General features: G+C 41.7%; 10 protein-coding genes. 3 read left to right on the top strand and 7 right to left on the bottom strand.

All coding sequences use genetic code 11. The features are described from left to right. The first annotated feature begins 153 nt into the window (after positions 1-153). The 3 genes from ettA (at position 154) to DEO27_RS00120 (ending at position 2998) form a co-directional block, all read left to right on the top strand. Positions 154-1836, top strand: coding sequence for an energy-dependent translational throttle protein EttA (ettA, locus tag DEO27_RS00130; RefSeq protein ID WP_112573330.1), 1683 nt, complete (start codon positions 154-156; stop codon positions 1834-1836). 47 nt (positions 1837-1883) lie between these two features. Further along, positions 1884-2294: a hypothetical protein gene (locus DEO27_RS00125; RefSeq protein WP_146750065.1), complete on the top strand. Its 411-nt coding sequence runs from the start codon at positions 1884-1886 to the stop codon at positions 2292-2294. Positions 2295-2461: 167 nt separating this feature from the next. Continuing rightward, complete coding sequence (locus DEO27_RS00120) at positions 2462-2998, top strand: hypothetical protein (protein ID WP_112573326.1); 537 nt, start codon at positions 2462-2464, stop codon at positions 2996-2998. A gap of 49 nt (positions 2999-3047) precedes the next feature. Here DEO27_RS00120 and DEO27_RS00115 read toward each other — a convergent pair whose 3' ends face one another. From DEO27_RS00115 to DEO27_RS00085, 7 genes are all read right to left on the bottom strand, one after another. Then, entirely contained in the window at positions 3048-3857 is an 810-nt protein-coding gene (locus DEO27_RS00115) for an SDR family oxidoreductase (RefSeq protein ID WP_112573324.1), read from the bottom strand. Between the two features lie 312 nt (positions 3858-4169). Continuing rightward, positions 4170-5489 (bottom strand): MFS transporter, encoded by a 1320-nt coding sequence (locus DEO27_RS00110; RefSeq protein WP_223818107.1) that lies wholly within the window; start codon positions 5487-5489, stop codon positions 4170-4172. Positions 5490-5713: 224 nt separating this feature from the next. Further along, positions 5714-7093, bottom strand: a complete 1380-nt coding sequence (locus tag DEO27_RS00105; RefSeq protein ID WP_112573322.1) for a M20/M25/M40 family metallo-hydrolase — start codon at positions 7091-7093, stop codon at positions 5714-5716. A 116-nt stretch (positions 7094-7209) separates the two neighbouring features. Continuing rightward, a complete protein-coding gene (locus tag DEO27_RS00100; protein WP_112573320.1) occupies positions 7210-9093 on the bottom strand; it encodes an ABC transporter ATP-binding protein in 1884 nt (627 codons plus the stop codon). Positions 9094-9243: 150 nt separating this feature from the next. After that, entirely contained in the window at positions 9244-10230 is a 987-nt protein-coding gene (locus DEO27_RS00095; protein ID WP_190295289.1) for a glycosyltransferase family 2 protein, read from the bottom strand. Then, complete coding sequence (locus DEO27_RS00090) at positions 10223-11236, bottom strand: glycosyltransferase family 9 protein (RefSeq protein ID WP_112573316.1); 1014 nt, start codon at positions 11234-11236, stop codon at positions 10223-10225. Before DEO27_RS00090 ends, DEO27_RS00095 begins: the two co-directional genes overlap by 8 nt. A 339-nt stretch (positions 11237-11575) precedes the next feature. Continuing rightward, the gene (locus DEO27_RS00085) at positions 11576-12865 is read right to left on the bottom strand and encodes an aminopeptidase P N-terminal domain-containing protein (protein WP_112573314.1); all 1290 of its coding nucleotides are present in this window, start codon (positions 12863-12865) and stop codon (positions 11576-11578) included. Positions 12866-13001: the final 136 nt, after the last annotated feature.

Raw genomic sequence — 13001 nt, 5'->3', positions numbered from 1 at the left:
AGGGTTGTGTAACTTCGTTTAAGGTTCAATTAAATTTAAATTAACATTATAACTCAAAAATCAGCCTAAAATTACTACTCCTAAACATTAATCTGCGACTGCCGTTTCATCTATTTTATCCATATTTGAATTTCTATTTATTGATCAATTATAATGGCAGACGAAAAGATAATTTTTTCAATGGCCGGGGTTAGCAAAGTTTATCCCCCGCAAAAAACAGTATTAAAAAACATATACCTGTCGTTTTTTTACGGCGCAAAAATTGGCGTTATCGGCTTAAACGGTTCCGGTAAATCGTCACTGCTTAAAATTATTGCAGGCATTGATAAAACCAATATAGGCGAGGTTGTTTTTTCTCCGGGCTACACCGTTGGCTACCTGAGCCAGGAACCAGAGCTCGATCCCGAAAAAACTGTGCGTGAGATAGTTGAAGAAGGCGTTGCCGAAACGACCGCCTTACTGAAAGAGTACGAAGAGATCAACGAAAAATTCGGTCTTCCGGAGTATTACGAGGATGCCGACGCCATGGAAAAACTCATGAACCGCCAGGGCGAATTACAGGATAAAATTGATGCTGTAAATGCCTGGGAACTGGACAGCAAACTGGAGCGCGCAATGGATGCCCTTCGTTGCCCTGAGCCGGATACCAAAATTTCGGTATTATCAGGTGGCGAGCGCCGTCGTGTGGCTTTGTGCCGTTTGTTATTAAAAGAACCGGATGTTTTATTGCTTGATGAGCCTACCAACCACTTAGATGCTGAATCTATTGACTGGCTGGAGCAACATTTACAACAATATAAAGGAACAGTTATCGCGGTAACCCACGATAGGTATTTCCTTGACAATGTTGCAGGCTGGATCCTGGAGCTTGACCGTGGAGAAGGTATCCCATGGAAAGGAAATTATTCCTCATGGCTGGATCAGAAAGCCAAACGTTTGGCGCAGGAAGAAAAGAGCGAGAGCAAACGCCAGAAAACCCTTGAACGCGAGCTGGAATGGGTACGCATGGGCCCGAAAGGCCGTCATGCCAAATCAAAAGCCCGTTTAGGCAATTACGAAAAACTGGCTTCCGAAGAAACCAAAGAACGCGAAGAAAAACTGGAGCTGTTTATTCCGCCGGGGCCGCGCTTGGGTAACGTGGTAATTGAAGCCAATAACGTAAGCAAATCATACGGCGATAAACTATTGTTCGATAACCTGAGCTTTTCATTGCCTCCGGCCGGTATTGTTGGCATCATCGGCCCTAACGGTGCCGGTAAAACCACGCTGTTCCGTTTAATCACCGGGCAGGACCAGCCAGATGCAGGTACTTTCCGCGTAGGTGAAACTGTTGCTTTAGGCTATGTTGACCAGATGCACGACGACCTTGATCCCAACAAATCTGTTTGGGAAAACGTAACCGGCGGCCTGGAAACCATTATGGTGGGTAACCGTCCCTTAAATTCAAGGGCATATGTATCTAAGTTTAACTTTAACGGTGCCGATCAGCAGAAAAAAGTGGGTGTACTATCAGGCGGTGAGCGTAACCGCGTTCACTTATCCATCACCCTTAAAAAAGGATCAAACGTGCTGCTGCTGGATGAGCCTACCAACGACATCGACGTAAATACTTTACGCGCATTGGAAGAGGCCCTGGAAAACTTTGGCGGCTGTGCTGTAGTAATCAGTCACGACCGCTGGTTCCTTGACCGTATCTGTACGCACATCCTGGCCTTTGAAGGCAACTCACAGGTTTACTTCTTCGAGGGCAACTATTCTGATTACGAAGAAAACCGTAAAAAACGCTTAGGTGATGTTGCTCCGAAAAGGATCAAGTATAAAAAGCTGACGGCGTAAAAGCCTCTAAATCTCCTCCGAATGGGGGAGATTTTTTTTATAACGTAATGATCAGAAACTACTACGGGCCTCCGATTCCACCAATACCCTCACGAAGAGCCGGGGCGCTCGCTCTCGTTGCCCTACTTGTCGGCACGTTTTCATTAGTTGCCGAAATCGGCTTGTTTGAACTTACGTTTATACCGCTACTTGTTTCCATGGAAATATGGACAGCATTTGCTATAATCAGTTTTGTAATCTTTATTCGTTTTTATTGGAAATACAAAAAATCGTTTAGCACTATTTTAGTGTCCCTGTTTTATGGATACGCTTCGGCCGGGTTGCCATTATATATTTTTATGGCAACCAATTACTATTTTGCCAATAATAAAACCACTCCGCAAACTTTCAAAGTGATCTCAGCCGAAGTAGGGAAGTTCAAAAATCCCCCAGTGTTGTGGTTGCATACAAAGGGCTAAACAAAGAAATATTTTACGACTGGGGCACACCGGTTGATAAATACAAAACCGTTACCTTTCCAATTCAAGAGGGGCTTTGGGGCTTTGATGTCGTTTATCAGGAAGATATTAACGTCGGCTTACCCGCACAATGATCAAAAGCACTTGATAAGCAGATAACCTAAACCATGAACAAGATCAAATCATTCTTAAAGGTTCTTGATATAACTGCCGAAAATACCTTTTTTACGATAGCCTTTTTTACAGGAATTACCCTCACTTACTTAGAAATCTGCATTTACAGATTAACCTTTATTTCGTTCGCAATCCCTTTTTTATTATGGATGTTTTCAGGAGTCATTATAACACCTTTATTTTTCAAAAGATTGCCACGGTACTTAAAAAGTAATCTTCTTGTGTTTCAGTTTCTTTTTAACATATTCACATGGGGTGGCATTGTGATCTATTTATTTATGGCTCCAAATTTTTATTGGGGCACTCCAAACCGCACTTCAATTTCTTTAAAGATAACCGACAAAGGCACGTTAGCAAAAGGTAGTTCAGGATGCGGGGAGCCTTACGTTATTGTCAAATATGAAAAGTTTGACAAGCAAATTATTTTCCCTTGCGGAACATCAACAGATGGTTTTAACACTGTTGATCTAACTCTACGCAGAGGCTTATTCGGCTTCGAAACTATAGAAAGCAAAACTTTATCCAAATAAGAAATGCCACCCAAACCGGGCGGCATTTCTTATATCAATTAAGTAGATCTTACTTTATCCCGTAATGATCATTCATCAATTTCTCGAACAAACCACCAGGTAATATCGCTTTAAGCGTAGGCACAATGGTTTGACCAACCTGCCCAACCAGGTAACGGTGTTTAGGGCTTGATGATGCTACTATCGAAACCAGCTTTTTGGCTAACGACTCCGGACTTGGGGCAATGCTTTCGTCTTTTTCCATGGCGGCAACGGCAGCATTGTATTCGGTTTCCAGTTTATCGTTTTTGATTGGGAATTTAACTTTTGCGCGGTTTTGGCTAAAGTCCGATTTAAAGTCGCCTGGGTTAAGCAGGGTTACTTTAACACCGGTATTACGCAGCTCCATTCTTAAGCTTTGTGAATAACCTTCAATAGCATACTTTGAAGCGCTATACATGCCTTGGTATGGCAAACCAAATAAACCGGCCAATGAGCTGATGTTTACGATAAGGCCTTGGCCTTTTTCAATCATACCCGGCAATACAGCCGAGCTAACACGGATCACGCCGAAAAAATTAACCTCAAACTGTTGCTTGGCGCTTTCAACCGGCATTGCATAAGCCGGACCGGTTACGCCGTTACCGGCATTGTTCACCAATACATCAATTTTACCTTCTGCCTTAATAATGGTATCAATAGCTGCCTTTACCGAAGCATCGTCGGTAACATCAAGTTGAACAGGTTTAAATGATACGGATTTCATACGGTCGAGATTACGCGATGAGCCGTAAACCGTATGGCCAGCCGCCTGAAGCGCATTAGCACAAGCTAAGCCAATACCAGAAGATGCTCCTGTTACTAATATTACCTTTTTCATTGTTTGTAAGGGTGAGTTGTTTGTTTGATTGTTTATTGGTTTGTTGATGCCGTTTTCCGGCAGCGTAAAGATGTGAATTTATAATGCAGCAAAACAAGCAGATAAATTAAAATTAATGTTACCTGTATAAAAAATTTGTGAGGAGGGGTCGAGGGGTAAATTAACGTAAAACGATGTCATTTCGAGACGAGGAACGAGTGAGAAATCTTATACGCCGAGCATAACTCAGGCTGGGCGTATAAGATTTCTCTTTCGCCCCAACGCGCAATCACCCTCAGCTCTATCGAAATGACAACCTGTTAAATATTTAGCTTATGCTTTTATCCCCTCTTCGCCTGGCGCATGGATCTGCTGCAGGGATAATGGGATCAGTTTTTTAGTTTTAAGGTAAGTAATGCCAACGATAAGCATGGTCATACTGCCACCAAAAATTACCGACGGAACAGTGCCCAGTAATTGAGCCGCCGTACCCGATTCAAAAGCACCAATTTCATTTGATGACCCGATGAACATTTGGTTTACTGCCGATACCCTGCCACGCATATGGTCAGGAGTTAAAAGCTGCATCAGTGTACCTCGGATGATCACGCTGATACTATCAAAAGCACCTTCGGTAAAAATGAATACCAGCGACAAGTAAAAATTAGTTGACAGGCCGAAACATAAAATTGACAGGCCGAAACCGGTTACGGCAATAAGCAGGTTACGCCACGGCTTACCCATCGGCGAAAAACGTGTCATAACCAGCATGGTAAGTACGGCACCCAATGATGACATGGCCCTCATGACACCCAACCCCTCTGCACCTACCTTTAATATCTCGTTGGCAAAAACTGGTAACAAAGCAACCGCGCCGCCAAAAAACACTGAAAATAAATCAAGACTCATAGCGCCTATCATCATCTTATTACTAAATACAAAGTGAATCCCCTCCGAAAGGCTTTTCCAGATACTTTCTTTAGGAACATATTGTGCAGGATACTTTCTGAGCATGAAAACCAATACCAACGATACCAGCAGCAAAAACAAAATACAGCCAAAAACAGCCGTAATCCCCGTTAAACCAGGTACTATCTTATCGGCATAACCATATATCAAACCACCCGCGGCCGGGCCCAAAATAGATGCCACCTGCCAGCTGCTGCTGCTCCAGGTACTACCATTAGGGTATAATTCTTTAGGGATACTGTTAGCATAAATGGTAAATGTAGCCGGGCCATAAAAAGCGCGGGCCACACCATTGCAAAATATCATGCTATACATGATGGGCACTATCCAGGCTGCATGAATAATATTGCTCATGCTTTTTAGCGTAACGGTAAACATCACCAGGGATGTGAGCAATACGCCGCTAAAGATCAGCAAAAGCATTTTTCGCTTTTCTGATTTATCGGCAATATAGCCGCCATACAGGGCAATACCAATAGCCGGAATAGCCTCGCACAAGCCAATATAGCCAAGCGCTATTTTACTATGAGTAATGCTGTAGATGTAAAAGCCGAGGACTACGGCCTGCATAGAATATGCAAAGGTGAAACAAAAACGCATGCCTATGTAAGATCTGAAATCTTTATAACGCAATGCTGCAAAGGAGTCTACTTTCTGGGGTTTACTATCGCCTTCTTCGGTCACTTGTATAGTTTTTTATGATGTGCCGCAAAGGTAGATATTTTTTTGAACCTTGATTAGCAGGATTAAAGGATGACCTTGAGATGAAGACCGTCTGAACTTGAATTTGGGGGAATTAAGGAATGAACAGAAAACTAATCAGATTCAATAAATTCTTTAGTTCGTTTAATTCGAGTTCAGACAACATCATGGTCATCCTTTAATCCTGCTAATCATGGTTCAGGTGTTTACAACCCGTGCTGATCAATCAGGTAAATTAACGCTGCCATGCCAGCCGCACCAAGTTCGAGCTCGCGTTTATTTACGTTTTCGAAAACATCTTTGGCAGTATGGTGCAGGTCAAAATAGCGTTGTGAATCCGGGCGGAATCCGATCAGCACCACGCCTGGCAAGGTTTCCTTCATAGGCTCAATATCGGTACCGGCACCGCCGATGGTTAACTTATCAACATCGTAAGGTTCCAGAATTGATTTGAAATTATCGTTCACCTTTTTGATAAAATCTTTCGATACATCGGCAAAGCTGAAACCACGGGGAGTAAAACCACCTTCGTCGGTTTCAATAGCTGCTATATGCTGCTCCTTGTTTTGGGCAGCCAGTTCGGCGTATTTGGAGCCGCCTTTATGGCCGTTCTCTTCATTCATGAAAAGCACAGCGCGTACCGAATTTTTAGGTTTGTATCCTACGGTTTTAAAAATCCTCAATACTTCAACAGACTGCATTACACCGGTACCGTCATCATGCGCTCCTTCGGCCAAATCCCATGAATCCAGGTGACCGCCGACAGTAATAAACTTGTTAGGGTTTTCAGAACCGGTTATCTCGCCAATAACATTGTATGATTTTACATCGGGTAATAACTCACAGTTTTGTTTAAAGTAAAATTTTGCCGCAGGGAATTTTCTCAGCTTAAGCATAGCGCTCAATTTATTCGCCGCCTTGGTTGAAATAGCCGCCGCCGGAATTATTTTACTGCCCGGGGTAGCAAGTGTAGCGCCGGTATGCGGATAATCGTCAATAATCTCGGTAAGGGAGCGTACTATTACACCGGCCGCACCAAGTTTGGCAGCAACAGCAGGCCCCATAAAGCGCTGATCGCCGGCTGTGCCGTAGGCCATACCTGTTTCAATAAAACGGGGATCAAAGGCACGGTTGAAGAAAACAATTTTTCCCTTTACCACATTTTCGCCAAGGGCTTCAAGCTCCTTGATACTTTTAACTTCTATAACATTGGCAGTGATACCTGCTTTTGGTGTAGCAATGCTCATCCCCAAGGCAACAATTGGAACCGGGATGCGGGTTTTACCGTCAATAATTGCGGCCTCCTCTTTTGCTCCGCGTACCCAGTGTGGCACCATTACTTCCTGCAGGTAAACTTTGTCAAAGCCGTAGCTATCCATTAGTTTTTTACTCCAGTCAACAGCTTTCTGCGCATTGTCCGAACCACTTATACGCTGGCCAATATTTTTACACAGGTAATGCAGGTTTTCATAACACTGGCCATTAACCAGTGCCTCGTCATACATTTTACGAATAGCTAATGAATCCTGTGCTTTTACTTGTGCGCACAGTAACACGGCAGAAAATAGAAAGGAAAATTTCTTCATATAAATAGCGGGATCAGTTTCAACAAATATATTATTTGAGCGCTAAAGGACGAACCTGTAATAAAAGAAATTGACCGCCATAAAAAGTGCGCTTACCTCACTTGCAAACTACCAATCTACTCCGCGCTGTTAAAAGCCTGCATATCTATCAGCTTTTTATAAAGGCCATTGTTTTGTAACAGTTCCAGGTGCGAACCGCGTTCAACAACTCTGCCGTTTTCAAGTACGATAATGGTATCGGCGTTTTGGATTGTGCTTAAGCGGTGAGCTATGATAAGTGAAGTGCGGTTCTTCATCAGATTATTTAAAGCTTCTTGCACCAGTTTTTCTGATTCGGTATCCAGCGCTGAAGTCGCCTCATCCAGTAGCATAATAGGTGGATTGTTGAGTACAGCACGGGCTATACAGATTCGTTGACGTTGTCCGCCGGATAGTTTTGTACCACGATCACCGGTGTTAGTTTGGTAACCGTTTGGCGTTTCCATAATAAAATTATGGGCGTTGGCTATCCGCGCGGCGGCTTCAACCTCCTGTTGCGTTACACCGGTTTTACCAAAGGCTATATTATTAAAAATGGTATCGTTAAACAATATCGACTCCTGGTTAACTACCCCCATTAATGACCTTAATGAATTGGCAGTAACACTCTTGATGTCATGACCATCGATAGAAATAATACCCGATTGCGGTTCGATAAAACGTGGTAGCAAGTCCATCATGGTTGATTTACCTCCGCCCGACGGGCCAACCAGTGCTACCGTTTTTCCCTTAGGTATTTCAAGATTTAAATCATGTAACACGTATTTTTCTATCGAAGCCAGCGGCTTGTCATTTTGATCATCCTCTTTTACATCGGGCTTAATGGTATAAGCAAATGATACATTTTCAAATTTGATCTTATCTTCAAAAGCTGAAAGCTCGATGGCGTTAGGTTGATCTACAATTTGTGGTTTCTCATCAATTAAGCTTAACACGCGTTCACCTGCGGCAATGCCCGAGTGAATGTTACTAAATGAATCGGAAATAGCCTTAGCAGGGCGCATCACTTGTGAAAATAGCGCAATGTACGCCACAAATCCGGCTGCGGTAAGTGAACTTTGGTGACTGATAATCAGCGAACCACCGTATAAAACTATACAGGCCACCATCAAAACGCCCATAAATTCGGATACAGGCGAAGCCAGTTGCTGACGCCTGGCCATACTTTTGGTAATGTTTGAATATCTTATATTTTCATCATTAAAGCGATTTTTGATAAAAGCAGTTGCGTTAAACGCTTTGATAATTTTTATACCGGATAGCGCCTCGTCAAGATAGCTGATCATATTGCTGTATGATTTTTGCGAAGCTATAGCCTGTTCTTTCAATTTCTTTACAATCCTTGATATAACAAAGGCCGAAACCGGGATAACTAACATAGAAAACAGCGTGAGTTTGAATGAGATCCAAAACAACGTTACCAGGTAAGCTATAAGTTGGAGAGGTTCTTTAAACAGCACCTGCAAAGTTCCGGTAACCGAAAATTGCACCACCTGTACATCGGCAGATATTTTGGCAATGATATCGCCCTTGCGCTCATTGTTAAAATAGCCAGTATGCAGGTCCATTACATTATTAAATACGGTTTTACGCAGGTTTAGCAAGGTATGGATGCGTAAGTTTTCCATGATCCTTTGCGATAAATACCTGAAAATATTACTTAATAACACCGAAACAACAATGATAAGGCATACAAACTTTAATGCACCGGTTTGCCCGTAAGTATTGTTGGCAAGCATTGCATAATAGTCAAAGTTTCCTTTGAGATCCAACCAGCTTTCTGGCTTTACGATGGAAGCTATTGCTGTCTTGTTATCATCAAATAATGTTGTAAGTAATGGTGCCAGTAAGGCAAGGTTTAGCGTGCTGAATATTACTGTGAATATAGTACAAACGGCGTAAGGAAATGCGAATTTGCCAAGTGGGCGGGCAAACGACAAAAGCCTGAAATAAATCTTCATTAAATAATTTTAAAAGTACAAAGCTAACAGTATTTAATAAATAATGTGAACAGCCACCAGCTTGTGACATTTCAACTAAAGTGTTAGCATCCCATATCTAACGAAACAATTGCTGGGAATGCTATTCGTAACCGGCTATTTAATTTGCAATCAGGAGGAAAGTACCCGGTCAATAGCTGTCCTGATGTTTTCTTTAACCCGATCATAAGGCACATACCTGCCTTTATTAACTGCGTTTTGTTTAAATGCCTGTTTATAAGCTTTCATTGCGGGCAGCTTTTTTAAGTACTGGCGGTATGCATTAAAGTAATAAAATTTACCGCCCATCCATTTCACCGATAGCGACAGAAAGGTAATTAACGACCACAAGTACAGCCGTATGCCATTCAGGTGAAAAAAATGAAGCAACAGCCTGTTCCGGGTACTAATAGTTTTGATCTTCTTTTTTGAGCTGTGTGATTTTATAGTTGCCGAAACCGCATGGAAGCAAATAGCATTATGTTCATAATAACATTGCCAACCATTTTCCCAGGCCCTCAATGAAAGGTCAAGGTCTTCATGGTAAAACGGCGAAAATATTTCGTTAAAGCCGCCAAGCTCGTTCAGCTTTTCCAGGTTAACCAATGCGTTGGCACCGCTTAAATAAAAAGAGTACACCGGGCTATCAGTATTAACAGGTATGTTTTTGAAATGATTGATCTTAAAATAGGAAGGCAACGGATACTTGCATGATTCGGCAACATCGCCGGTACCTTCATCAATGATTTTACCCATTACGCCAAAGGTGCCGGGTTTATCAAAATATTTTAATTGCTGTTCAAAGTAATGCTCATCAAGTTTAATATCACTGTTAAGCAGCAACATGAGTTCAAGTTTTGCAGCGGCTATGCCTTTGTTAATATTGACAGAAAAACCGCTGTTTTCCCGGTTTTCGATTAGGATGACATCCGGGTAGTCGGTTCTGACAAACGAAACACTCTCATCGGTAGATGCATCGTCGCTTATTATAACCTCATAAGGGAGCCCGCTGTTTTTTAAGGCCTGGTATACAGAAGGAAGGTTTTTGCTTAATAGTTTAACACCATTATAATTAGGTATTACAACAGATATTCCTTCATTAATATTGGTATTATCCATTAATAATAAATTTATTATTATACCACGCATTAATTTTTTCGCTTACCATAGCTGTAGTTATGCCATTAAGATCAATTGTTTGGCTTTCCAGGTAGCTTGCTTTTTTACCCAACGGGGCCCAGCGTTCGGGATGGATTGGCCGCACAGACGGGAACAATCCAAGTGTATTTATACCAGATGCCGCCGCCACATGTAGTGGGCCGGTGCCGGATGCCAAAAGTCCATCGGCGGTTGCAATAAAAGCAATCAGCTCGTCAAGCGACATTTTGCCTGTCATATCTGTAACAGTTTCGGGGAGGCTTTCTATCCAGTCGGCAAGTAATTGTTTCTCTTTGTCTGAGCCGGTAATGATAATATTAAACTTATCAGCAGGCAAACCGGCGATTAGCTTGCCGTAATTCTCAAGCCCCCACTCCATCCCACTCCCGTGTGATTTTGGATGGACGATCAGGTTAAATTTATTTTGATCAAACACATTGCTAAGCGCTTGCGGTAATACAGTCCTGCTCTTAAACTCGTTATGTTCAATTACTGCAGCAAGCGGTTGCACCTCCTTCAGGCCAAAAGGCTGCAGCAAAATGAGGTTAAGCTGGGCTTCATGCAGGTTGGATTTTTTGCGGCTTAGCCTTACCAGCTTATTACAAGTATACCAATGAAAAACGCGGTTGGTTGTTCCTACGCGTAATTTAATGCCTGCCTGTCTGCATAAGGTGGCTACATGTTTATTTGGAAAAACGTGGATTATCGCATCAATGTTTTTCTCCTTTAAATAGGTAATCTGCTCATCAGACGGCAGCTTTTTAAGGTCGTCGTAATTAATAAAGTTATCAACCGCGGTACAACTGTTTATTACAGGCTTTGTATAGGTACGGCCCAAAAATGACACGGTACTGCCCGGCAAAAGCTCCTTAATATATGCCGCCATTGGCAAGGTAAGCACCACATCGCCAATAGCATCAACTCTGCTTATTAAAACATGTTTAATTGTAGTGTGGTCAATCTGCATTACGGCTTCAGTTACATTTGTGTAAAACTGCAATAATAACGATATATTAACTCATGTATTGATAATTTTATCGATTGTTTTTTAAGGCATCTATTCTGCGATATATTAAATCAGGACTGATGTAAATAGAGGCTGACCGAAAAAGCATACAAAGCATTGAATACAGGATAATGGAAATATGCATAAAAAAAGCTTCAGCCCGATATGGCTGAAGCTTTAGATGAAATAAGCTTTAATCTGTATAGTTTTGTGGATACCTATTGTATAGTATTTGTTTAGTTTAATGTAAACAAAAGATAATCCTTTGCAGATTTGTTTATATTTTATTAACCACAAACACTAACTATTCATGATCTCTTCAATATGATCTGCCTCAACGGGAATGTCACCCATTAAGTCGGTATTGCCATTGCCAGTTATCAGGATATTGTTTTCGAGGCGGATGCCTAATCCCTCTTCCGCAATATAAATCCCAGGTTCGCAAGTTAATATGTTTCCAACTTCAAAAGGTTTATATCTGCTTGCGTAATCATGTACATCAAGCCCCAAATGGTGCGATGTACCATGCATAAAATACTTCTTATATAACGGCGCGTTTTTATCCTGCTTTTCAACATCATGGCGGTCAAGTAAACCAAGGCCAATGAGTTCGCTGGTCATGATTTTACCAACCTCATCCTGGTAGTCGTTCCATACTGTACCTGCTACAATGAGCTTCGTGGCTTCACGCATTACATTTAAAACGGCATTGTAAACCTTGCGCTGGCGTGGGTTAAAACGGCCGTTAACCGGTATTGAACGGGTCATATCAGCGTTGTAATTACCGTATTCGGCACCGAAATCAAGCAGTATCACATCACCATCCTTACATACCTGATTATTATCGTTATAGTGCAATACAATGGCATTTGGCCCTGATGCAATAATAGGATTATAGGCGTGGCCAGTAGCACGCCGGCGGATAAATTCGTGAATAATTTCCGCCTCTATTTCATATTCAGTTACACCAGGTTTAGTGTATTTTAAAACACGAACAAAAGCATCACGGGTGATGTTGCAGGCCTTTTGAGTGAGCTCAATTTCAATGTCGGATTTGATAACTCTCAGATCGCGTAAAATTGGTGCCGAGCGGGTGTAGTTATGAAGCGGATATTTTAATTTAAGTGCCTCGTACATACGATAATCACGGTAAGGCACCGTGTGCGCATACCTGTCATTTTCGTTAGTATTAATGTATATATTTTCGGCATAGTTAATAATGCTATGCAGTATTGTATCATACTCCTGCAGCCAAAAAATGCTTTCAATCCCTGATGCCTCACGTGCTTCTTCTTTGGTGTACTTGTGGCCTTCCCAAATGGCAATATGTTCGTTGGTTTGTCTTAAAAAAAGTACTTCCCTGTATGCTTTATTAGGACAATCCGGATATAAAACCAGGATGCTCTGTTCCTGATCTATGCCTGTCAGGTAAAAAAAGTCAGGGTTTTGTTTGAACATAAATGCCTGATCGCCACTACGCGGAAATTCGTCATTGGCATGAAAAATAGCGATGGAGTTGGGTTTTGTTCGCGAAACGAAATTTTTTCTATTATTCGTAAATAAGCTATTCTTTATCGGCAGATATTTCATATTTATCGGTTGAATATTTTATTAAATCATTTTTTTTTAGTTATTTGTGTAACTATTACAATTTTTGGAACAATGTTTGGTCATGGATTCAAACATAATTACTAAATTTGAAAAAAATCACAATTAAAATCGTTTA

Source organism: Mucilaginibacter rubeus (assembly GCF_003286415.2).
GTDB classification, from domain to species: Bacteria; Bacteroidota; Bacteroidia; order Sphingobacteriales; family Sphingobacteriaceae; genus Mucilaginibacter; species Mucilaginibacter rubeus_A.
Note: the sequence above shows the minus strand (reverse complement) of the source record. Positions and strands in the feature narration are given on the sequence as shown.